This window comes from Streptomyces sp. NPDC050416, from assembly GCF_044458845.1.
Taxonomy (GTDB): Bacteria; Actinomycetota; Actinomycetes; order Streptomycetales; family Streptomycetaceae; genus Streptomyces.
In genome coordinates, this window is the sequence record NZ_JBITII010000001.1 from 684,809 (window position 1) to 705,574 (window position 20,766).

Sequence of the window (20,766 nt, forward strand, 5' to 3'; positions counted from 1 at the left end):
CCCGAACGACGTACAGACGTCGAGCGTAGCCCTCCGATTGCCTGAGTGGAGGATGCTCGGGGCACCTGTTGCCGTGACGGGTGACACCGGGTGCGGTCGGACGCCGCATCCGGGCCGTCACCAGCCGTCTTCGCGTCAACGACGTGCAATTGCAGGGGAGGTGACGTCCATTCACCACATCGGGGAGACACGGCGGGGCCGGCGGGCGCCGGCCGCCGGATCGGTGGGCAATCTCATCGAGTGGTACGAGTTCGGCGTCTACGGCTACTTCGCGACGATCATCGCGGCGCGGCACTTTTCGGCCGACTGGGTGACCGGATCGGCCGTCGTCCGGTGCTGGTCCTGGTGATCACGCTGATGACGGTCGCGACGACGCTGATCGGCGCGCTGCCGACGTACGCGCAGGCGGGTGCCCTGGCGCCCTGGCTGCTCACCTTCCTGCGGGTGCTCCAAGGGCTGTCGGCCGGTGGGGAGTTCGGCGGGGCCGTGTCGGTGATGACGGAGTTCGCGCCGCCCGGCCGGCGGGGGCCGTACGGGTCGTGGCAGTCGTTCACGGTGGCGCTCGGGCTGCTGGCCGGCGCGGGCGCGGCGGCGGTGCTCGCCACGGTGCTGACGAAGGAGCAGCTGGGGTCGTGGGGGTGGCGGCTGCCGTTCCTGCTGACGCTGCCGCTCGGGCTGGGGGCGTTGTGGCTGCGGCTGCGGCTGGACGAGACGCCGGCGTTCGTGGCGGAGCGGTCCGAGGAGCCCCCTCCCGCGCGCGAGGTCGTCAGGGCGGTCGTGCTGGGCGCCGGGCGGATCATGGGCTGCGCCGCGGCCGGTTACACGCTCGGGGAACTGCTGCCGGGGGTGGTGGTGCGCGCCTCGGACGAACTGGGGCTGCCCTCCGGGGCGAAGGAGGCCTACGCCTTCGCGGTCCTGGGGTTCCTGACCTTGCACGGCCTGCCCGGCGCCGAGCCGCGAGCACGGGGGCGCGGCATCCGAGCGTGCTCGGTTCGCTGACGCCGGGCCGGAACGGGCTGCGGCTTCCCCCGCCGGCCGGCCGGAGGCCGACGCGCCTGCTGCTGGACTGACGCGATCCGTGCGGCTCCTCTCATCCCACTTTCACCCACGCCTCATACGGTGGGGGCATGACGCAGGAGACTCCTCCCGGGTGGTACCCCGACCCCGGACAGAAAAGTGACGGGCCCGCCACCGAGCGCTGGTGGGACGGCAGGGCCTGGACGGACCGCATCCGCCCGGCACAGCCGACCGCGACCTGGGGTCCCCCTCCGCGGGATCCGGCCCCTGGCGAGGCTCCGTCGGGAGATCCGGCGCCTTCAGGTGATACGTCGCCCGCGGGGCAGCGGGGTACCGCCGGGGAGCCGGAAACGGGGCAGCCGACCGACGCAGGGGCACCGGGAGCCGCGGGGAATCCAGGCGGTGCCGGGAATCCGCCCGACGCCGGGCAGCAGCCCGGCGTCGGACAGCAAGAAGCCGGGCAGCCCGCCGATGCCCGGGCACCAGGAACCCCCGGGAGTCCGGCCGGTGCCGGAGAGCCGACCGGCGCGGGAACCCCGGGAGCCTCCGCGCACCCGGGAAGTGCCGGCCAGCCCGGAACCCCCGGGAATCCGGCCGGCGCCGAGGCGCCAGGAGCCTCCGCGTACCCGGGAAGTGCCGGACAACCGGGAGCCCCCGCATATCCGGGCGGTCCTGGGTATCCGCCCGGGGCCGGGTATCCGCCCGGGGCCGGGTATCCGCCCGGGGCCGGGTATCCGGCTGCCCCCGGGTATCCCGCCTACCCCGCCGCACCTCCGGCCGCCGGCCGGGGGCGGGGGCTGCGGATCGGGATAGCCGTGGCGGCAGCCGTCGTCGTGCTCGCCAGCATCGGCGTCGGCGTGTACGCGCTGACCGACAACGGCAGCTCGGGCGGCGGTTCCGCCACCTCGCAGGGACCGGGCGGCCCGGGCACACCCGGGGGCCAGGGCGGGCCGTTCGGCGGACCGGGCGGATCCGGAGGTTCCGGCGGCGACGGTGGATCCGGCGGCTCCGGAGGTTCCGGCGGATCCGGAGGTTCCGGCGGGGACGGCGGCTCCGGTGGGCAGAGTCCGTCACCCGAGCAGTCCGAGCCGCCGAAGATCAGGAGCGGGTCGGTGACCGACGCGGTCAGCGGGATCAGCCTGCCGATCCCCGAGGGCTGGTACGGCCAGGAGGTCACGGTCGGCGCGCAGGTGACGTCCGACGACTCCTACAAGTGCCCCGGCGACACCTCTTCGACCTGCACGAAGGGCGGAGCCTACTCGGCCCCGGCCCTGGCCCTCGGCACCAAGGGCCGCACCGCCGAGGAGATCGCCAAGGCGGACATCGCGGCGAACGCCGAGGAGTCCTACGGCGGCAAGTCCTACGGCGGGATCACCTCCCACGACGTGATGGACTCCAAGGCCGTGACCGTGGCCGGGCAGAAGGGCTACCTGGTCCGCTGGAAGGCCGTCACGAGCAAGGGCGCCGACGGCATCGTGGAGTCGCTCGCGTTCCCCTCCCCCGCGAACGCCAAGCAGATGGTCGTGGTGCGCTTCGGCATCGACGCCGACCAGAAGGAGACCGTCCTGGACGAGATCACCAAGGGCATCAAGGTGTCGACGGGCGGCGGCGACGGACAGACCGTCTGACCGGCACCGAACCGGCCGGGCCGGGACACCGTCGGCCGGGTGGGGCGCCCCCGCCGCTCACAGGGGCACCCCGCCCGGCCGGGGGGTGCGCGCCGCCCCCGTCCCCACGGGTCGGCGCGGTCGGGTCGCCGTCCGGTCATCCCGGGGACGGCGGCCCGGGTCTCACGTGAGGCCGAGGGCCGGCAGCACGGCCGCCTCCACGAACCGGACCAGATAGTCCGGGTCCGCGTCCTCGCCCTCCAGCACGGGCCGGATGCGCAGGACGCCGAACATCTGCGCCGGGACGTACTCCAGCGCCGGGTGATCGGCGGGCACCTCGCCCCGTTCGACCCCGCGCCGGATGATCTCCTTCAGCGCGGCGATCTCCGGTTCGACCAGCGCCTCGCGCAGTGCGCGCTTCAACTCGGGGTCCTGGGGCGCGGCATGGGCGAGCGCCTGGAGGAGCTTGGTGTCCCGGCCCGACAGTTCGCCCGCCGCCCGGGCGGCCTCGCGCAGGTCGTCCGCGAGCGAGCCGGTGTCGATGCAGCGCGTCCGCCGGTGGGAGCGCAGCGCCGCCGCCACGAGCTGGGGCTTGGTCTTCCACTGCCGGTAGAGCGTGGACTTGCTGCACCGGGTGCTGGCCGCGATGCCCTCCATGGTGACGGAGTCGTAGCCGCACTCGCGGAGCTGCTCCAGTACGGCGTCGTAGAACTCCTGCTCACGCTCCGGGGTGATCTTGGAGCGGCGCGAGGAACCGACCGGCTCAGGTCGGTCCGCAGCCTGCGACGTCATGGGCTGTGCTCCTGGCGTCCTCGGGCGGCCGGAAAATTCCCGGCCGGCGGTGTGTCGTTCGTCTATCGATACGCCAGTGTACCGGTACGCGGCCGTATCGGTACACTGGCGTATCGGTACGCACTCGTACCGATAACAGCACCACCGTCACCGAAGGGGCCGGGGGAATGAATGCCCGCACCGAGCCTGCGCCGGCGGGGTCCGACGCGATAGCGCGACCGCCGCTCGTCCGGGAGCTCCTGCTCGTCGCAGGGCTCTTCCTCGTCTACAAGCTCGGCCGGCAGCTGGCCACGGGCCACACCGGCGAGGCCTTCCACAACGCGCACCGCGTGTGGGACCTCGAACGAGCGGTCCACCTGCCCGGCGAGGGGGCGGTGCAGTCCCTGCTGCTGCACGGCGACGGCCTGGTGCACGTCGCGAACACCTACTACGCGACCGTCCACTTCCCGGCCACCGCCGCCTTCCTGGTCTGGCTGTACCTGCGCCGCCCGGCCCACTACGTGTGGGCCCGCCGGGTGCTGGCCGCCGTCACCGCCGCCGCCCTGGTCGTGCACCTGCTGTTCCCGCTCACCCCGCCGCGCATGCTGGCCGCGACCGGCCTGGTGGACACGGCGCGGGTGTACGGCCCGTCGGTGTACGGCACTCCCGCAACGGACTCCCTGTCGAACCAGTTCGCGGCGATGCCGTCGCTGCACTTCGGCTGGGCGCTGATGGTGGCGGTCGGCCTGATCGTGGCGACCCGCTCGCACTGGCGCTGGCTGTGGCTGCTGCATCCCCTGCTGACGCTGCTGGTGATCGTCGGCACGGCGAACCACTACTGGCTCGACGCGATCGCGGCCACGGCGCTGCTGGGTGTCGCCGTCGCGGCACTTCACCTGCCGCACCGCACAGTGACGACGGCGGGCCGCGCGCAGGAAAGGCTCGTACCGGCTCAGGCCCGGACCGAGGAGCAAGTGCTGACGGGAGCGGGCCGATGAGCGCCGTCCTCGTCGCCGTGGTCCTGTCCCTCGTCTCCGCCGTCGCCTACGCGGCCGCAGCGGTCGCCCAGGAGCGGCTCGCCTCCCGCTCGCCCGGCTCGGGCACGCTGCGGATGCTCTCCAGTGGCGCCTGGTGGTGGTCGGTCGGTCTGAACGCGGCCGCCGCGCTGCTGCACGTCGTGGCGCTGAAGTACGGTCCGCTGACCGTGGTCCAGCCGCTCGGCGCCCTCACCCTGGTCGCGGCGGTGCCGATGGGGGCGCGGCTCGCGGGGCGGCGGGTGAGTGCCGTCGAGTGGCGGGGCACCGCGCTGACGCTGCTCGGCCTGGCCGCAATTCTGGTCACGGCGTCCGGGCCGACCCCCGACGACGTGCTGAGCGTGCCCGAGGCGCTGACGGTGGCGGGCGCGACCGCGGCCCTCATCGGGGTGCTGTCCCGACCGGGCGCCCGCCCCGGGTTGCGGCACGCGAGTGCGTCCGGCATGGCCTCCGGGGTCGCCTCGGCCCTCACGCAGACCATGACGGTGGCCGCGACGGACCGGTCCGGTCCGCTGCTGAGTGTCCAGGTGGTCGGGGTGGCGCTGCTCGTGGCGGCGTTCGCGGCCGGCGGGCTGCTGCTGTCGCAGACGGCCTACCGGGGCGGTCTCGGCGGTCCGCTCGCGATGGTGACCCTGGCCAACCCGCTGGCCGCCGCGGTGATCGGCCTGGCGCTGCTGGGCGAACGCCTCCAGGGCGGCCCGGCGGGCATGCTGCTCGCGCTCGCCGGGGCCGGCCTGGCGTCCTGGGGCGTGGTGCTGCTCAGCCGGACGACCCCCGCGGCCGTCCCGGCGGACGACGACCATCCGGTGGCCGCCGTCCTGGCCCTGGAACCCGGTTCTGCCACGGCCGAACCGGCGTTGGTGCCCCGGCCGCACGATCCGGGGCACCTCAGTGCGGCTACGCGGTGATGAACGCCGGGTCGCTCACGCCCGGCTGCCCGTTCTCGACGTGTCCCGCGAACCGCCGCAGGAACGCCTTGTCGCCCTCGGCGGTGACGGTCAGGTCGTACCAGCGGCGGCCGGCGGCGAGGTCCACGGTCCGCCGCACCCTCGCGCCCGGGCGGACGGTGACCGTCGAGGGCCGACCGCCGTACGCGTCGGAGAGCTTCAGCCGTGCCGTGCTGGAGCCCTTGTTGGTGAAGGTCAGCTGGATGTCGTCACCGGTGTGGCGTGCGGTGACCTCGCAGCCCGCCGTCCTGTTCGCCCCCTTGAAGACCCGCACGAAGCCGTTCGGGCCGTGCACGGTGAGGTCGTACGTGCCCGTCGGGTAAGCCGAGTTCCAGGTGTCGGAGAGCGTCTTGCCGGCCTCGGTGGTGTACATCCAGGGGCCGTCGGTGCGGTTGCCGGAGGTGACGTGGAAGGCGGCGCCGGCCTTCGGCCCGGAGGCGAAGGCGAGGGTGAGCTTCCCGGCCGCCGCGTCGACCGAGGCGTCCACGTGCGGGGCGTACTTCAGCGGCCGGGCGCGGCGCAGGCCGCGCTCCTGCCGGGGCATGCGAGGGTCGGCGGGCGGGGTGGGCTTGTAGTCGGGGTGGCGTTCGCGGTCCTGTGGCTCGTACGCGTCGGTGCCGGGCAGCGGTGCGGGCCGCGTGTCCTTGCGGGAGAAGTCGAACGCGGAGGTGAGATCACCGCAGATCGCCCGCCGCCAGGGCGAGATGTTGGTCTCGCGCACGCCGAAGCGGCGTTCCATGAACCGCAGGATGGAGGTGTGGTCGAACGTCTCGGAGCAGACGTATCCGCCCTTGCTCCAGGGCGAGACGACCAGCATCGGCACCCGGGGTCCGAGGCCGTAGGGGCCTGCCGTGTTCTTGCCGTCGCCCGGGAAGAGGTCGAGGGAGACGTCGACGGTGGACTTGCCGCGGGAGGCGTCCTTCGGCGGCAGGGGCGGTACGACGTGGTCGAAGAAGCCGTCGTTCTCGTCGTAGGTGATGAACAGGGCGGTCTTCGACCAGACCTCCGGGTTGGCGGTGAGGGCGTCCAGGACCTGGGCGATGTACCAGGCGCCGTAGTTCGACGGCCAGTTGGAGTGCTCGGAGAAGGCCTCGGGGGCGGCGATCCAGGAGATCTGCGGCAGCTTGCCGGCCTTGACGTCGGCCTTCAGCTGGTCGAAGTAGCCTTCGCCGGCCTTGGCGTTGGTGCCCGTGCGGGCCTTGTCGTACCAGGGATCACCGGGCTTCGCGTCGCGGTACTTGTTGAAGTACAGCAGCGAGTTGTCGCCGTAGTTGCCGCGGTAGGCGTCCTGGATCCAGCCCCAGGAGCCCTTCGCGTCGAGGCCGTCGCCGATGTCCTGGTAGACCTTCCAGGAGATACCGGCCTGCTCCAGGCGTTCGGGGTAGGTCGTCCAGCCGTAGCCGAGTTCGTCGTTGCCGAGGACCGGGCCGCCGCCGGTGCCGTCGTTGCCCGTGTACCCGGACCACATGTAGTAGCGGTTCGGGTCGGTGGAGCCGATGAACGAGCAGTGGTAGGCGTCGCAGACGGTGAAGGCGTCGGCGAGGGCGTAGTGGAAGGGGATGTCCTCGCGGGTCAGGTACGCCATGGTCGTGGTGCCCTTGGCGGGCACCCACCGGTCGTACTTGCCGCCGTTGTAGGCCTGGTGGCCGTCGGGCCAGGAGTGCGGCAGGCCTTCCAGGAACTGCATGCCGAGGTCGTCGGCGTCCGGGTGGAACGGCAGGATCTCCTTGCCGTCCTTCTCCTGGTGCCAGACCGGTTTGCCGTTGTCGAGGGTGACCGGGCGCGGGTCGCCGAAGCCACGGACGCCTCTCAGGGTGCCGAAGTAGTGGTCGAAGGAACGGTTCTCCTGCATCAGGACGACGATGTGCTCGACATCCTCGATCGACCCGGTGCGGTGGTTGGCCGGGAGCGCGGCGGCGCGCTGGATGCTGGCGGCGAGGGCGCTGAAGGCCGTGGTGGCACCCGCGAGTTGAAGAAAGCGGCGCCGGTTGACTTCGGACATGAAGGACAGACCTCTCATCCAGAGGTACGGGATGGCCGGAACGTGACGGAATCTGCGCGGAAGGAGTGTTTCAGGGACACCAAACGTCAAGGAAGGGGCCGGTGACAGTGGTGTGAAAGTCGCCGGTACGTGAGGTGTGCCGGGGCACCGTCAGGGGAGGGTCATGGACGTGACAGAGACGCAGACGGCCTCCCCGCCGACGAAACGGCCCGTTCGCCAGCTCCTCGCCGCCTCCGTGGGCAACGCCGTGGAGTGGTACGACTGGTACGCTTACACGTTTCTGGCCACGTACATCGCCGCCCAGGTCTTCCCCAAGAGCGCGGACAACTCGCTGGTGCCGCTGCTGTCCACGTTCGCGGTGTTCGCGGTGGGCTTCTTCATGCGGCCGGTCGGCGGGCTGCTGATGGGCGCGGTCGCGGACCGGCACGGGCGGCGGGCCGCGCTGACGGTCACCATCCTGCTGATGGGCGGCAGCAGCCTGCTGGTCGGGCTGACCCCGACATACGCGGCGATGGGCGTACTGGCGCCGGTGATCCTCGTCCTGGCACGGCTGCTGCAAGGCCTGTCCGTGGGCGGCGAGTTCGCGGCCTCGACGACCTTCCTGGTCGAGTCGGCGGGCCCCGGCAGGCGCGGGCTGTTCTCCAGCTTCCAGTACGTGTCGACGACCGTGGGACAGCTCGTCGCCTCCGGCATCGCCACGCTGCTCGTGGACACGCTGAACGACGGGCAGATGAACGGCTGGGGCTGGCGCGTGCCGTTCGTGCTCGGGGCCGTGCTGAGCCTGGTCGGCTTCTGGATCCGGCAGGGCGCGCAGGAGACCCGCAGCGCCGAGCAGCAGCAGGCGCCGCGCCCCGGTCTGTTCGAGGCGCTGCGCCGGCACCCGCGCGAGTCCCTCCTCATCGGCGGCATCACGGCGGGCGGCACCATCGCCTACTACACGTGGACGTCGTACCTTCCGACGTACGCCGAACTCAACGCGGGTCTCGAGAAGTCGGACGCGCTGCTCGCGGGCACGATCTCACTGGCCTTCTTCGCCCTGCTGCAACCGCTCGGCGGCCTCCTGTCGGACCGCTTCGGCCGCCGCCCGCTGCTCCTCTTCTTCGGCCTGGGCTTCGCCCTGCTCACCGTGCCCCTGCTGCACGCCCTGCGCGACTCGTTCGCGGTACTGCTGCTCGTGCAGTGCGCCGGAATGGTGCTGCTGACGGGGTTCACCTCGATCAGCGCCGCCGTGAACGCGGAGATCTTCCCGCCCCGGGTCCGCGCGGCCGGTATCGGCTTCCCCTACTCGCTGACGGTGGCCCTCTTCGGCGGCACGGCTCCGTACGTGGGCACGCTGTTCAAGGAGGTGGGCCACGCCGGACTGTTCCCCTGGTACGTCGCGGTGCTCTGCCTGCTGTCGTCGCTGGTGTACCTGCGGCTGCCCGAGACGGCTCACGCACCTCTCCGGCGGTGAGCGGGCACGCCGGGGCTGCGGCCGGTCAGGGCCCGGCTCGCGGTCGCGCCCTCTCCGCCTCGTCGTCCCGCTGCGCTCCCTCGCGCGCCCTCTCCGGTGGCCCTTCGTGCGGTCCCGCGTCGTTCTCGAAGGCGGTCGGCGGTCCGGACGCCCCGGTCGCCTCTCCCAGCACGTTGCTCTCCCGGACGGGGCCCTCTCGGGGTCGGTCACGGCGTCGGCCGTCCTGCCCACCTCCGCCGGCGTCATCTGCGCGCGGTCGTCGACCGGCCGGGTCACCAGGTGCACGCGCCGGCGAGCCCGGCGATCTCGACGGTGAGGATGTCCCTCGGCTGGGCCCGCCTGCTGGCGGGGGTGCCCACCGCCTCACCGGGATGCTCCGCCGTGGGGCACACGACATCGACCCCGCTCGTGTCCCCGGGGTCGACCTTGGGCGTGAAGCACATGCTCAGCGACTTGTGGGGAAGAACCTGCCGTGGACGGCGAGGCCGGCGGCCCCGAGCAGGACGAGGAACGTCGCGTTCCACAGGATGTTCCGCCCGGCGTGCCGTCAGCGTCCTGACCCCTGAATCATGCGTCCACGCCAAAGAGCTTCCCTGGAAATCCGCTCACAGGCGGACGACGACCAGGGCGATGTCGTCGTCCTGACCACCGCCGGGGACGCCCATCTCGGTCAGCAGTCCGTCGGCGAGTTCCTCCACCGGGAGCGTGCCGGACCGGCCCAGGGCGTCGATCAGCCGGGCCAGGCCGATGTCGATGTCCTCGTCGCGGCGTTCGATGAGGCCGTCGGTGTAGAGCACGAGGGTGTCCCCGCGGAGGTAGGGCAGACCGGCCTGGGGCCGGGGGACGTGTTCCGGACGGGCGCCCAGGGGCGGGTCGGTGGCCTGGTCCAGCAGTCGGCAGCCGCCGCCCGGGCTGAGCAGGATCGGCGGTGGGTGGCCGGCGTTGCTGTAGATGATCAGCCGGCTGCGCGGGTCGATGAGCACCTTGGCCACGGTGGTGGCCAGCGCGCCGTCGACCGCCCTGGCGTACAGGCCCAGCACCTCCAAGGCCTGTGCGGGGCTGGGCACGGCCCGGATGGCGGCGCTCAGGGCGCTGCGCAGCATGCCCATGACAGCGGCGGCCTCCAGGCCGTGGCCGACGACGTCCCCGATGGCGACCGAGTACCGGTCGGGCGGCAGATCGACCACGTCGTACCAGTCACCGCACACATTGAGTGATCCGCTGGCCGGCAGGTAGCGCACGGCGATGTCCGGGTGCCTGTCCAGGTCGGGCGAGCGGAGCATCACCTCCTGGAGGGTGACGGCGATCTCACGTTCACGGGCGTGTGCCTGGCGCAGCCGCTCGTTCAGCTGTTCCAGATCATGGGAACGGGCGTACACCTGGGCCGCGATCCCCGTCACCTGGTTGCTCAGCGGCGGGGTGAGCTCCCGGATGAAGGGGGAACGCATCAACTCCGTGACGTCGTCGGCCCGGGCGATGATCCATTTCACGTCGCCGTCCGTCCCCAGGACGGGGCTGGACATCCCGCACCACCATCGCTCCTCCACCTGGCCCGGCTTCCCGTCGACGGGAATGTCGAACCGCCGCGGCGCCACCACGTCGGGCGCGTGGGAGTCCAGGACGCGCTGGAGCGAGGCGCCGAAGTCACGCGCCGCCTCCGGCGCGCCGGGAGTGTCCGGAAACGCCTCCAGGATGTACCGCCCGACCAGCTCTTCGCGGTTCCTGCCGGTGACCCGGAGGTAGGCCCGGTTGGCATGGCAGACCACCAGGTCGGCGTCCAGCACCAGGTACGGATTCGGTGCGGCGTCGAACAGCTCCTCGAAATCCATCTCCGCTGACGTCACGCGTGACCTGCCGATCTTTACAGGCGCGACCGCTGCAACTCCAACCTACGAGCAGCCCGCCGGGCACGCCCGCCGGACGACGTGTCGCGCACTGCAGTCCGGCCGGCCCCCGTGGTGGCGCTCGCCTCCTCGCACTCGTAGGACAGGAGAATACGCGCGCCCCGCGGGGGTGTCCCCGGCCGTTCACCCGGATCAGATACGGCTCCCAGAGGGGATCCACCTGCTTGTACGTGTTCGCGCTCGCGCCGGGCACCTCCCGGACCTGCGGCCCGGGGACACGGTGTGGGTCAACCTCGACCACGCCCAGCACGGCATCGGCAGCCAGTCCTGCGGGCCGGACGTCCTGCCGCAGCACCACCTCCACGCAGCCCCGGCCGAGTTCACCTTCACGTTCACCCCGGCCTGAGGGACAGCAACACCCTGACCAGCCCTTTCGCGGAAGCCCTTCCGTCTGACGGAAGCCGTCTTGCGCAGCGACCGCAGCCGTCACGACCCTGATTCCAACCACGGCACGCGGGGCGACGGCGCCCCGCCGACAGGGACGGGAACGCCATGCCCCACATGACCGCCTTCGCCAGGAACCAGTGGTACGTCGCCGCCTACAGTCACGAGGTCGGGCGGGAGTTGCTCGGACGGACGATCCTCGGTGAGACGCTCGTGCTCTACCGGACCGAGGAGGAGGGCACTCCGGTGGTGCTGCACGACCGGTGTGTGCACCGCCGGTACCCGCTGTCCGAGGCCCCGACGCGCCTCGACGGCGACCGGATCGTGTGCGGGTACCACGGGTTCACGTACGACACGACCGGTACGTGCGTGTACGTGCCGGGACAGAAGCGGGTGCCGCGCACGGCCCGGGTCGCCTCCTACCCGGTCGTCGAGCAGGACTCGCTGATCTGGGTGTGGATCGGTGACCCGGCGCTCGCCGATCCGCAGGGCATCCCGCGCGCCAGGCACCTCGACTCCCCCGGCTGGGTCACCGTGCGCGGCATGGAGCCCATCGACTGCGACTACGGGCTCCTCGTCGACAACCTCCTGGACCTGTCCCATGAGACGTATCTGCACGGCGGGTACATCGGCACCCCCGAGGTCGCCGAGACGCCGATCACGACGGAGGTCGACGAGGGCGCCAGCATCGTCCGGGTCAGCCGGCACATGGACGACGCCGCGTGCCCGCCCTTCTACGCCAAGTCCACCGGTATCGAGGGCCGGATCACCCGCTGGCAGGACATCGAGTACCACGCGCCCTGCCTGTATCTGCTGCACAGCCGCATCGCCCCGGTCGGTGTGCTGCCCGAGGCGGACGGCAGCGACCCGAACGGCTTCCACACCGAGATCACGTACGCGATCACCCCGTCCGGCGACGGCAAGGTGTACGACTTCTGGGCCGTCTCCCGCGACTGGGCGACCGACGACGCCGAGGTGACCGAGTTCCTGCGCGGCAACAACCACACGGTCGTGATGCAGGACGTCACCGCCCTCAACCTGCTGCAGAAGACCCTCGGCACCGAGCGCACCGGCTACCAGGAGCTGAGCATCAACATCGACACCGGCGGTCTGGCCGCCCGCCGCATCCTCGCCCGGCTGGTCGAGGAGGGCGAGAAGCCCGTGGAGAAGGTCCAGTGACGAGCCCGACCGGAGAGATCTACCGTATCGACTGGCTGCCCGGCACCGACGTCCTGCACGGCACCTGCCACTGCGGCCGGGAGCACACCGCGCAGGACCCGGTGGAGATGTGGGAGTGGATGCTCGCCCACCCCCAGGGGCATGACGTCGACGAGCTACGAGGGAACGGTTCATGAGCGTGTACGAAGCTGAACTCGTCGTCGAGCGGCGGGAGTCGGCCGCCGACGGCGTGCTCGCCCTCACCCTGCGCCACCCGCTCGGCGAGCCGCTGCCGGCATGGGAGCCGGGCGCCCACATCGACGTCGTGCTCGGCCCCGGGCTGGAACGGCAGTACTCGCTGTGCGGCGATCCGGCCGACCGGTCGGCCTGGCGGATCGCGGTGCTGCGCGAGCCGGACGGCCGGGGCGGCTCGGCCCATGTGCACGAGCAGGTGGGGCAGGGCGACAAGGTCCGCGTGCGCGGTCCCCGGAACAACTTCCGCCTGGAGCCCGCCCCCCGCTACCGCTTCGTCGCGGGCGGCATCGGCATCACCCCGATCCTGCCGATGCTGGCCGCGGCCGAGGCGGCGGGCGCCGAGTGGACGCTGCTGTACGGCGGGCGCACCCGCCGGTCGTTGGCGTTCGGCGAGGAACTGGCCCGGTACGGCGACCGGGTGACGATCGCGCCCGAGGACGAGACGGGGCTGCTGGACCTGCCCTCGGTGCTCGACGACGTACCCGAGGGCACGCTCGTCTACTGCTGCGGCCCCGGCCCGCTGCTGGACGCGGTCGAGGAGCGCTGCCCGTCCGCGGTGCTGCGCGTCGAGCGGTTCCGGCCCAAGGAGCAGGAGACGGACGGCGACACCGGGTTCGAGGTGGAGCTGGCGCGGAGCGGCAGGACCCTCACCGTGGCGCCGGACGTGTCCGTGCTGGACGCCGTGCGCGACGCCGGGGTCGAGGTGCTCTTCTCCTGCACCGAGGGCACCTGCGGCACCTGTGAGACCGACGTCCTCGACGGCACCCCGGAACACCGGGACTCCGTGCTCACCCAGGAGGAGCAGGAGAGCGGGGAGACGATGATGATCTGCGTGTCCCGGTGCCGGGGGCGGCGGCTGGTGCTGGACTTGTGATCCGCAGGTCGGCCGCGACCACCTCGCCGTCCCGGTCCCGCACCGGGGCGGCGACCGACGTCAGCCCTCCCCGGCTCCTGGTCGCGACGCCGTGGGGGCTGGTCGCGCCCACGCGGCGGAGCCGCGTGGTGTCACAGCCCCGCGCCCCTGAAGGGCGCTTGCCCACAGGCCCCTGACGTGGCTCAGGTGACGGGTCATCACCGCCCGGACGGCCTCCTCGTTCCGGGCTAGCAGCGCGTCGAGGATCTCCAGGTGTTCCTCCGCCGACGCCTCCAGCCGGCCCTGCTCGGCGAGCGCGGTCAGGCCGTAGAGGCGGGAGCGGCGTCTGAGGTCCCGTACGACGTCGACGAGGTGGTCGTTGCCGGCGAGGGCCAGCAGGCCGAGGTGGAAGCGCAGGTCGGCCTCGACGTAGGCGATGAGGTCGCCGGCCGCGGCGGAGGTGACGATCTCCTGGGCGACCGGCCGGAGGGCCTCCAGCGCCACCGGGTCGGCCGAGGCCGCGAGACTCGCCGTGGTGGGGATCTCGATCAGCGCGCGGATGTGGGTGTACTCGTCGAGCTGCTTGTCGGAGACGGCCGTGACCCGGAAGCCCTTGTTGGGCACGGTGTCGACGAGGCCTTCCTTGGCGAGGTCGAGCATGGCCTCGCGCACGGGGGTGGCGGAGACGCCGAAGCGGGCGGCGAGGCCGGGGGCCGAGTAGACCTCGCCGGGGAGCAGTTCTCCGGCGATCAGGGCGGCCCGCAGGGCGTCCGCGACCCGCTCGCGGTGGCTGGGTTTCCTGCTGCCCAGCACGGGCAGCGCGGGTGTGCGGCTCACAGGACGAACCCCGCCGGGAACGGATCCTCGGGGTCCAGCAGGTACTGGGCAGTGCCGGTGATCCAGGCGCGTCCGGTGAAGCTGGGCAGCACGGCCGGGTGGCCGGCGACCTCGGTGGTGCCGAGCAGTCTGCCGGTGAACCGGGTGCCGATGAAGGACTCGTTGACGAACTCGGTGTGCAGCGGGAGTTCGCCGCGCGCGTGCAGTTGTGCCATGCGGGCGCTGGTGCCCGTGCCGCAGGGCGAGCGGTCGAACCAGCCGGGGTGGATGGCCATGGCGTGCCGGGAGTGGCGGGCGGTCGAGCCGGGGGCGGCCAGGTAGACGTGGTGGAGGCCGTGGATGGACGGGTCGTCCGGGTGGACGGGCGGGTCCTCGGCGTTGACGGCGGCCATGAGGGACAGCCCGGCCCGGAGGATGTCGTCCTTGCGGGACCGGTCGAAGGGCAGGCCGAACTGCTCCAGCGGCAGGATGGCGTAGAAGTTGCCGCCGAAGGCGAGGTCGTACGTCACCGTCCGCCCGTCGGCGAGGGTCGCCTTGCGGTCGAGACCGGCGGCGAAGGAGGGCACGTTCCGGAGGGTGACCGACGTGGCGGCCCCGTCCGCCACCGCCACCTCGGCGACGACCGGGCCCGCCGGGGTGTCGAGCCGGATGGTGGTGACCGGCTCGGTGACCTCGACCATGCCGGTCTCGACGAGCACGGTCGCCACACCGATCGTGCCGTGCCCGCACATCGGCAGATAGCCGGAGACCTCGATGTAGACGACGCCCCAGTCGCAGTCCGGCCGGGTCGGCGGCTGGAGGATCGCGCCGCTCATGGCGGAGTGGCCGCGCGGCTCGTTCATCAGCAACTGCTTGATGTCATCGCGGTGTTCGCGGAAGTACAGCCGCCGTTCGTTCATGGTGGCGCCGGGGATGGTGCCGATGCCGCCGGTGATCACGCGGGTCGGCATGCCCTCGGTGTGCGAGTCGACGGCGTGCAGGACGAGTCTGCTGCGCATGATCCCGCCTTCCCTTACGCCAGTCCGGCCGCGACGGCCTTCTCGGTGGCGGCCCGGACGGCGGCCTCCTGCTCGGGCAGCAGCGGCATGCGCGGCGGCCGGCAGGGCCCGCCGTGGCGGCCGACCAGGTCCATGGAGAGTTTGATGGCCTGGACGAACTCCACGCGCGAGTCCCACCGCAGCAGCGAATGCAGCTGACGGTAGAGGGACCGCGCGGTGTCGAGGTCGCCGTCGACGGCCGCGTGGTACAGCTCGACGGACGCCTGGGGCAGCGCGTTCGGATACCCGGCGACCCAGCCCTTCGCGCCCGCGACGGCCAGCTCCAGCAGGACGTCGTCCGCGCCGATCAGCAGGTCGAGTTCGGGGGCGAGTTCGGCGATGCGGTAGGCCCGGCGGACGTCTCCGGAGAACTCCTTCACGGCCCGGATGTGTCCCTCGCCGTGCAGCCGGGCGAGCAGCTCCGGCACGAGGTCGACCTTGGTGTCGATGGGGTTGTTGTACGCGACGACCGGAAGGCCCGCCTTCGCGACCTCGGCGTAGTGGGCGAGGACGGAACGCTCGTCGGCGCGGTAGGCGTTCGGCGGCAGCAGCATCACCGCCCGGCAGCCCGCCTCGCCCGCCTGCTCGGCCCAGCGCCGGGACTCGGCCGACCCGTAGGCGGCGACGCCGGGCACGACGCGCTGCCCGCCGATCGCGGCGACGGCCGTCTCGACGACCCGGGCGCGCTCCTCGGGGGTGAGCACCTGGTACTCGCCGAGGGAGCCGTTCGGCACGACGCCGTCGCAGCCGTTCTCGACCAGCCAGGAGCAGTGCTCGGCGTACTTGTCGTAGTTCACGGAGAGGTCGCCGTCCAGCGGGAGCGCGGTGGCGACGAGGACGCCGCGCCAGGGGCGGTGGTCGGTCATGACAGTTCCTCCTGGGTGTGTTGCCGTGCGAGGACGCCGAGCGGTACGGGACGGGCGAACGGCCTTCTGGACGGGGAGGGCGGGCAGCCGGCGAGACCCGCGACCGCGACGGCGCACATCCGGCCCTGGCACCAGCCCATTCCGGCCCGGGTCATGAGCTTCACGGTGCGCTCGTCGCCCGCGCCGAGATCCAGGGCCTCGCGCACGGCACCGGCGGTGACCTCCTCGCAGCGGCAGACCACGGTGTCGTCGGTGACCTGCTCGGGCCAGTGCGCGGGCGGCGCGTAGGCGGCGTCGACGGCGGCCGCCGAACTCCTGAGTGTCGTACGGGCCTTGAGGGCGGCAGGGGCCGGGTCCGGGGCGGTGCCGCGCAGGTGGGCGGCGGTGGAGCACCCGGCGATGTGCCCCTCGGCGAGGGCGAGGAGCGCGCCGCCGATACCGGTGGACTCCCCGGCCGCCCACACGCCGGGTACGTCCGTGCGCTGCTCGGCGTCGACCGCCACGGCGAGCCCGTCCAGGCCGCAGCCGAGGCCCTCCGCCAGATCGGTGTGCGGAAGCATGCCGTGGCCGACGGCCAGGGTGTCGCAGGGCAACCGCCGCTCGGTGCCGGGCCGGACGCGACCGGCGGTGTCGAGGGCGGCGACCGTGACCCCGGTCAGCCGGTCCTCGCCGTGGGCGCGGACGACGGTGTGGCGGGCCAGGACCGGCACGCGGTGGCGCAGCAGCCGGGCGGCGTAGCCGGCGCCCTCGGGGAGCTTGCCGGCCAGGGCCCGGCCGTGACGGGCCAGCCGCCCGGGGCCGGTGGACTCGACGAGCGCGGCGACGTCGACGCCGGCCGCCGCGAGCCCGGTCGCCACGGGCAGCAGCAGCGGCCCGGTCCCGGCCACGACGGCCCGCCGTCCCGGCACCACGAGCCCGCCCTTGAGCATGGCCTGGGCGCCCCCGGCGGTGACGACGCCCGGGAGGGTCCAGCCGGGGAAGGGCAGTACGTGCTCGTATCCGCCGGTGGCCAGGAGCACGGCCCGGGCGTGCACCTCGGCCGGCTCCTCCTGCTCCGGGCCGAGCAGGGCGTGCACGGTAAAGCCGCCGGACGTCCGTTCCACGCACCACACATGATGGTCCGTCCGTACGCGTACGGAACTGGCGGCGAGGCCGTCCCGCAGCCGCTCCCAGGTGCGCCATTGGTGGTGCAGCGCCTCGGGCCGCCCGGCTGCGAGCCCGGCGGCGGGCTGCCGGTAGAACTGCCCGCCGGTTTCCGTCGCCGCGTCGATGAGGGCGACCCGGATGCCGCGCGTGGCCGCCGCGAGGGACGCGGCCAGCCCGGCCGGTCCGGCGCCGATCACGGCGAGTTCAGTGTGCATGGCCGTCACCCTCGTCGCCCGCGCTCGCATGGCCGGGCCGGAGGCCACCCGACTCGTCGGGGCCGCCCCGGTCATCGCCCGGCCGGCCAGGGCGGCCGCCCTCGTCGCCCGCGCCGCCGCAGACCGGCCTCTCATGGACCGCCCCCGCGTGGCCCCTCTCCGCATGGCCCGTCCCCTCCTGCGTGCCGATCACGTCTCCCGGCCGCACCCGGAGCAGGCAAGCGCGTTGGTTGGGGCGGCCGTTGACGGTCACCAGGCAGTCGAAGCAGACGCCGATCCCGCAGAACACCCCGCGCGGACGGCCCTCACCCCGGGTATTGCGCCAGGAGGTGACGCCCGCCGCCCACAGCACGGCGGCGACCGTCTGGCCGGGCAGCGCCTCGACCGGACTCCCGTCGAAGGTGACCGTGAAGGCGGGGCCGGGCCGGGCCCCCGCCAGCTCCAGGGGATTCACTCGGCCTCCTCGGGAAAGCGGTCGGGCCGGAACGGGCCGGGATCCAGGTCGGGCGTCCGCCCCGTCAGGGCCTGGGCGATCAGCTGCCCGGTGCCGGTGGCGAGACCGATGCCCGCGCCCTCGTGCCCGCAGGCGTGCAGGAGTCCGGGCGCCCGGGGGTCGGGGCCGATCGCGGGCAGGTGGTCCGGCAGATAGGGCCGGAAGCCCGCGTACGTCCGCATGGCCCGGACTCCGGCGAGGAACGGGAAGAGCCGCGTCGCACCCGCCGCCAGCGCCCGCAGTGCCGGGAGCGACAACGACCGGTCGAAGCCGACCCGTTCGCGGCTGGCGCCGATGAGGACCGGCCCGGCGGGCGTGCCCTCGACCACCGGGGAGGTCTGGAGGGCCGCCGAGTCGCTGGCGACGTCGGCCACGTAGTCGGCGGCGTACACCTTGTGCCGGACGCGGGGCGGCAGCGGCTCGGTGACAAGGACGAAACCGCGCCGGGGCAGCACCGGCAGCGACACCCCGGCGCGGACCGCCACCTCGCCGCCCCAGGTACCGGCCGCGTTGACGACCGCCGGGGCGTGGATGTCGCCCCGGTCGGTCCGCACGCCGCGTATCGCACCGTCGGGGCCGCGCAGCACCCCGGTCATCTCCCGGCCGGTGAGCAGCCGGGCGTTCGAGGCGCGCAGGAGGTGCGCCGCCGCCAGGGCGGGCATCACCTGGGCGTCCTGTGGGTAGTGCACGCCGCCCGCGAGGCCGGGGGCCAGGTACGGCTCCAGGTCGGGGAGCCTGTCGGGCGGCACCGGGACCGCCTCGACCCCGGCCTCGCGCTGTCCGGCGGCGAGTCTCTCCAGCCCGGCCAGGGCCTCGCCGGTGCCGGCGACGACGACCCCGCCCTTGGCCTCGTACTCGACCGCCTTTCCCAGCCCCTCCTCGGCCAGTTCGGCCCACAGCCGGGCGGACAGCAGGGCCAGGTCGAGCTCGGGTCCGGGTTCCTTGTCGGAGACGAGGAGGTTGCCCTCCCCCGCGCCGGTCGTACCCCCGGCCACCGGGCCGCGGTCCAGCACGACGGTGTCCAGGCCCGCGCGGGCCGCGTACAGGGCGCAGGCGGCGCCCACCACTCCGGCTCCGACCACCACGACATCGCAGATCAGCGACTCGCTCACGGCAGTACTATGTCACACACCACACTGCCTGGGAATGGGGCGAACGCCGACGACGCGGCGATGCGGTGACGGGGTGCTGTGGTGACGGGCCCGGCGGGGCTCAGTCGGCCGCTGCCGCCGGGACGACCCTCAGATGGGAGGAGGACGTACGGCGCGTCCGGCGCTCCCGGGACGGGGTGCGGCGGGCCTCGCGCAGCACGAACGTGAGCCGGGTGCAGCCCAGTTCCTCGAGCGTCCTTGACGTCTCGACGACGATGCGGCAGTCGGTGGCGCCCCAGCGGGGGTCCGGGTGCAGCAGCGGCCGTACGGCGCCGTCCTGCTCGACGGCGCTCTCGCCGACCGAGCGGATCCAGTGCGGCAGGCCGTGCCGGTAGGCGGCCTCCATGATCGGGTCCTGGGCGATGTCGCGGCGGATGGCCTGCAAGCCGTGGTCGGGGCCGTGGCTCTCCACGGTCCGTGCGAAGTGCGCGAGCATCGGCAGGCACCAGCTCGCCTCGTGCTCGCCGAGCACGGTGGGAGCGTCGGGGTGGAACAGCACGAACCTGAGGAAGTTGTCGCCCGGCATGGCCGTCGGGTGCGGGCCGACGCCGCCGAAAAGTGACCGGAAGGCGCTGTTGGCCAGCAGCACGTCCCAGCAGTGGTCGACGACGAGCGAGGGGAAGGAGACGGCCTCCACAAGCCCGGCGTAATCCTCCAGGTAGGCCTGGACGTCGGAAGTCTCGGGGACGGGCCGCGGTGCCGGCCGCTGCCCTCCTGCCTGATATGCCATCGGGAGGTCACCCCTCTTGCCTGTGCGGCCCTGACGCGGCGCCCCGATCCTGGTGCCCGGAGCTGAGGCGTGTCAACTATCGTGGCATTTCATGCTGGTTGACGGCTGAAATTGGCCACAGTTGTGGCGAGACCTGGATGTGAGTTCGAACCACCGGCTACGCTCCGGGAAGTTCACGCCGGGGTAGGTCACGGCATCCACTTGTGAGAAGCCTGTGAGAGACGTAGGAGATCTGTCGGTGACGGGTGGCTTCGTCGAAGGTCCGGGCGCCACGCCGACGGCCGTGCTGGCGGCCGTCGTCTCCCGTGTCACCGCGCTCGCCGACCGGCTCGGCGTGCCGCACGCCGAGGTCTTCGACATCGGCCGGCTGTCCGTCGCCTCCGGCGTCCCGGAGCCCGTGGTCAAGGCCCTGCTCGGCGGCCGGCCGGCGGGTGAGCCCGATGTGCAGGCCCGGTTCCTCCAGCGCCTGGACCTGCTGCGCCGGACCCGGCTCAAGCCCAACGGCCGCAGGTACACCCAGCAGGAGATCGCCGACGGCGCGGGCATGTCCCGGCAGCAGGCCGGTGCCCTGATCAACGGCGACCGGCGGCCGACCATGGAGCACTGCGACGCGCTCCAGCGGTTCTTCCGGGTGCATGCCGGGTTCCTCACGGCCGAGGACCCCGAGGCGCTGGTGAGCGCCCTCCAGCACACCGAGCAGGACCTGCTCCAGAAGCTCGCCGACCGGGAGCGGCAGGCGGCCGCGGCGGCCGACGACCCGCTGGAGCGGCTGCTGCAGGACCACGGCGTGCGCGGCATCGCGTGGCGGGCCGCGCAACTGCCCACCGACCAGCACCGCGACAAGGTGGCGGAGTGGCTGGACATGCTCCTGGAGAGCGTCAAGCGGCCCGAGTCGTGACCGTGGGG

At 72.9% G+C, this 20,766-nt stretch carries 17 protein-coding genes and 5 pseudogenes; 11 read left to right on the forward strand and 11 right to left on the reverse strand.

Annotated features, from left to right (window positions below):
* Nucleotides 1-160 precede the first annotated feature (160 nt).
* From ACIBL4_RS03115 to ACIBL4_RS03125, 3 pseudogenes are all read left to right on the forward strand, one after another.
* A pseudogene (locus tag ACIBL4_RS03115) lies at nucleotides 161-1,070 on the forward strand (anhydro-N-acetylmuramic acid kinase).
* 57 nt (nucleotides 1,071-1,127) lie between these two features.
* Nucleotides 1,128-1,241: pseudogene (locus ACIBL4_RS03120) on the forward strand (DUF2510 domain-containing protein); the annotation flags it as partial.
* Nucleotides 1,242-1,733: 492 nt separating this feature from the next.
* Nucleotides 1,734-2,645: pseudogene (locus ACIBL4_RS03125) on the forward strand (hypothetical protein); the annotation flags it as partial.
* A gap of 162 nt (nucleotides 2,646-2,807) precedes the next feature.
* Here ACIBL4_RS03125 and ACIBL4_RS03130 read toward each other — a convergent pair.
* Complete coding sequence (locus tag ACIBL4_RS03130; protein ID WP_399405928.1) at nucleotides 2,808-3,416, reverse strand: TetR/AcrR family transcriptional regulator; 609 nt, start codon at nucleotides 3,414-3,416, stop codon at nucleotides 2,808-2,810.
* Nucleotides 3,417-3,583: 167 nt separating this feature from the next.
* On the opposite strand from ACIBL4_RS03130, the gene ACIBL4_RS03135 reads away from it, so the two are divergent.
* Both ACIBL4_RS03135 and ACIBL4_RS03140 read left to right on the forward strand, forming a co-directional pair.
* Nucleotides 3,584-4,393, forward strand: coding sequence for a phosphatase PAP2 family protein (locus ACIBL4_RS03135; RefSeq protein ID WP_399405930.1), 810 nt, complete (start codon nucleotides 3,584-3,586; stop codon nucleotides 4,391-4,393).
* On the forward strand, nucleotides 4,390-5,337 hold the full coding sequence (locus ACIBL4_RS03140) for a hypothetical protein (protein WP_399405932.1): 948 nt from the start codon (nucleotides 4,390-4,392) through the stop codon (nucleotides 5,335-5,337). Before ACIBL4_RS03135 ends, ACIBL4_RS03140 begins: the two co-directional genes overlap by 4 nt.
* On the opposite strand, the gene ACIBL4_RS03145 is transcribed toward ACIBL4_RS03140, so the two are convergent.
* A complete protein-coding gene (locus tag ACIBL4_RS03145; RefSeq protein ID WP_399405934.1) occupies nucleotides 5,327-7,378 on the reverse strand; it encodes a phosphocholine-specific phospholipase C in 2,052 nt (683 codons plus the stop codon). The genes ACIBL4_RS03140 and ACIBL4_RS03145 overlap by 11 nt on opposite strands.
* Nucleotides 7,379-7,541: 163 nt before the next feature.
* Between ACIBL4_RS03145 and ACIBL4_RS03150 the strand changes: the two genes are divergently transcribed.
* Nucleotides 7,542-8,831, forward strand: coding sequence for an MFS transporter (locus tag ACIBL4_RS03150; RefSeq protein ID WP_399405936.1), 1,290 nt, complete (start codon nucleotides 7,542-7,544; stop codon nucleotides 8,829-8,831).
* A 272-nt stretch (nucleotides 8,832-9,103) separates the two neighbouring features.
* Here the strand turns inward: ACIBL4_RS03150 and ACIBL4_RS03155 are convergent, their stop codons facing one another.
* The gene (locus tag ACIBL4_RS03155; protein ID WP_399405938.1) at nucleotides 9,104-9,274 is read right to left on the reverse strand and encodes a hypothetical protein; all 171 of its coding nucleotides are present in this window, start codon (nucleotides 9,272-9,274) and stop codon (nucleotides 9,104-9,106) included.
* A 162-nt stretch (nucleotides 9,275-9,436) separates the two neighbouring features.
* Nucleotides 9,437-10,675 (reverse strand): PP2C family protein-serine/threonine phosphatase, encoded by a 1,239-nt coding sequence (locus tag ACIBL4_RS03160; RefSeq protein WP_399405940.1) that lies wholly within the window; start codon nucleotides 10,673-10,675, stop codon nucleotides 9,437-9,439.
* A gap of 244 nt (nucleotides 10,676-10,919) precedes the next feature.
* Between ACIBL4_RS03160 and ACIBL4_RS03165 the strand changes: the two are divergent.
* From ACIBL4_RS03165 to ACIBL4_RS03180, 4 genes and pseudogenes are all read left to right on the forward strand, one after another.
* Nucleotides 10,920-11,081, forward strand: a pseudogene (locus ACIBL4_RS03165) (hypothetical protein); the annotation flags it as partial.
* Nucleotides 11,082-11,227: 146 nt separating this feature from the next.
* A complete protein-coding gene (locus tag ACIBL4_RS03170; RefSeq protein WP_399405942.1) occupies nucleotides 11,228-12,298 on the forward strand; it encodes a Rieske 2Fe-2S domain-containing protein in 1,071 nt (356 codons plus the stop codon).
* Nucleotides 12,295-12,474, forward strand: a complete 180-nt coding sequence (locus ACIBL4_RS03175; protein WP_399405944.1) for a hypothetical protein — start codon at nucleotides 12,295-12,297, stop codon at nucleotides 12,472-12,474. Before ACIBL4_RS03170 ends, ACIBL4_RS03175 begins: the two co-directional genes overlap by 4 nt.
* Nucleotides 12,471-13,406: a PDR/VanB family oxidoreductase gene (locus tag ACIBL4_RS03180; protein WP_399405946.1), complete on the forward strand. Its 936-nt coding sequence runs from the start codon at nucleotides 12,471-12,473 to the stop codon at nucleotides 13,404-13,406. The genes ACIBL4_RS03175 and ACIBL4_RS03180 overlap by 4 nt, the downstream gene beginning before the upstream one ends.
* A gap of 60 nt (nucleotides 13,407-13,466) precedes the next feature.
* Here the strand turns inward: ACIBL4_RS03180 and ACIBL4_RS03185 are convergent, their stop codons facing one another.
* The 7 genes and pseudogenes from ACIBL4_RS03185 to ACIBL4_RS03215 form a co-directional block, all read right to left on the reverse strand.
* On the reverse strand, nucleotides 13,467-14,222 hold the full coding sequence (locus ACIBL4_RS03185) for a GntR family transcriptional regulator (RefSeq protein WP_399405948.1): 756 nt from the start codon (nucleotides 14,220-14,222) through the stop codon (nucleotides 13,467-13,469).
* Complete coding sequence (locus tag ACIBL4_RS03190; protein WP_399405950.1) at nucleotides 14,219-15,220, reverse strand: proline racemase family protein; 1,002 nt, start codon at nucleotides 15,218-15,220, stop codon at nucleotides 14,219-14,221. The genes ACIBL4_RS03185 and ACIBL4_RS03190 overlap by 4 nt, the downstream gene beginning before the upstream one ends.
* 14 nt (nucleotides 15,221-15,234) lie before the next feature.
* The gene (locus tag ACIBL4_RS03195) at nucleotides 15,235-16,125 is read right to left on the reverse strand and encodes a dihydrodipicolinate synthase family protein (RefSeq protein WP_399405952.1); all 891 of its coding nucleotides are present in this window, start codon (nucleotides 16,123-16,125) and stop codon (nucleotides 15,235-15,237) included.
* On the reverse strand, nucleotides 16,122-17,486 hold the full coding sequence (locus tag ACIBL4_RS03200; protein ID WP_399405954.1) for an FAD-dependent oxidoreductase: 1,365 nt from the start codon (nucleotides 17,484-17,486) through the stop codon (nucleotides 16,122-16,124). Before ACIBL4_RS03200 ends, ACIBL4_RS03195 begins: the two co-directional genes overlap by 4 nt.
* A 163-nt stretch (nucleotides 17,487-17,649) precedes the next feature.
* Nucleotides 17,650-17,940, reverse strand: a pseudogene (locus tag ACIBL4_RS03205) ((2Fe-2S)-binding protein); the annotation flags it as partial.
* Entirely contained in the window at nucleotides 17,937-19,091 is a 1,155-nt protein-coding gene (locus ACIBL4_RS03210; RefSeq protein ID WP_399405955.1) for an NAD(P)/FAD-dependent oxidoreductase, read from the reverse strand. The gene ACIBL4_RS03210 and the pseudogene ACIBL4_RS03205, both read right to left, overlap by 4 nt.
* A gap of 100 nt (nucleotides 19,092-19,191) precedes the next feature.
* Nucleotides 19,192-19,860 (reverse strand): hypothetical protein, encoded by a 669-nt coding sequence (locus tag ACIBL4_RS03215; protein WP_399405957.1) that lies wholly within the window; start codon nucleotides 19,858-19,860, stop codon nucleotides 19,192-19,194.
* A gap of 238 nt (nucleotides 19,861-20,098) precedes the next feature.
* Here ACIBL4_RS03215 and ACIBL4_RS03220 point away from each other — a divergent pair, with 238 nt between their 5' ends.
* Nucleotides 20,099-20,758 (forward strand): helix-turn-helix domain-containing protein, encoded by a 660-nt coding sequence (locus ACIBL4_RS03220; protein ID WP_399405959.1) that lies wholly within the window; start codon nucleotides 20,099-20,101, stop codon nucleotides 20,756-20,758.
* Nucleotides 20,759-20,766 lie beyond the last annotated feature (8 nt).

What these genes read in the sequence shown, in the direction of transcription:
- ACIBL4_RS03130 (WP_399405928.1), bottom strand. Translation starts at nt 3,416, where the DNA reads ATGACGTCGCAGGCTGCGGACCGACCTGAGCCGGTCGGTTCCTCGCGC.
- ACIBL4_RS03135 (WP_399405930.1), top strand. Translation starts at nt 3,584, where the DNA reads ATGAATGCCCGCACCGAGCCTGCGCCGGCGGGGTCCGACGCGATAGCG.
- ACIBL4_RS03140 (WP_399405932.1), top strand. Translation starts at nt 4,390, where the DNA reads ATGAGCGCCGTCCTCGTCGCCGTGGTCCTGTCCCTCGTCTCCGCCGTC.
- ACIBL4_RS03145 (WP_399405934.1), bottom strand. Translation starts at nt 7,378, where the DNA reads ATGTCCGAAGTCAACCGGCGCCGCTTTCTTCAACTCGCGGGTGCCACC.
- ACIBL4_RS03150 (WP_399405936.1), top strand. Translation starts at nt 7,542, where the DNA reads ATGGACGTGACAGAGACGCAGACGGCCTCCCCGCCGACGAAACGGCCC.
- ACIBL4_RS03155 (WP_399405938.1), bottom strand. Translation starts at nt 9,274, where the DNA reads ATGTGCTTCACGCCCAAGGTCGACCCCGGGGACACGAGCGGGGTCGAT.
- ACIBL4_RS03170 (WP_399405942.1), top strand. Translation starts at nt 11,228, where the DNA reads ATGCCCCACATGACCGCCTTCGCCAGGAACCAGTGGTACGTCGCCGCC.
- ACIBL4_RS03180 (WP_399405946.1), top strand. Translation starts at nt 12,471, where the DNA reads ATGAGCGTGTACGAAGCTGAACTCGTCGTCGAGCGGCGGGAGTCGGCC.
- ACIBL4_RS03190 (WP_399405950.1), bottom strand. Translation starts at nt 15,220, where the DNA reads ATGCGCAGCAGACTCGTCCTGCACGCCGTCGACTCGCACACCGAGGGC.
- ACIBL4_RS03195 (WP_399405952.1), bottom strand. Translation starts at nt 16,125, where the DNA reads ATGACCGACCACCGCCCCTGGCGCGGCGTCCTCGTCGCCACCGCGCTC.
- ACIBL4_RS03200 (WP_399405954.1), bottom strand. Translation starts at nt 17,486, where the DNA reads ATGCACACTGAACTCGCCGTGATCGGCGCCGGACCGGCCGGGCTGGCC.
- ACIBL4_RS03215 (WP_399405957.1), bottom strand. Translation starts at nt 19,860, where the DNA reads ATGGCATATCAGGCAGGAGGGCAGCGGCCGGCACCGCGGCCCGTCCCC.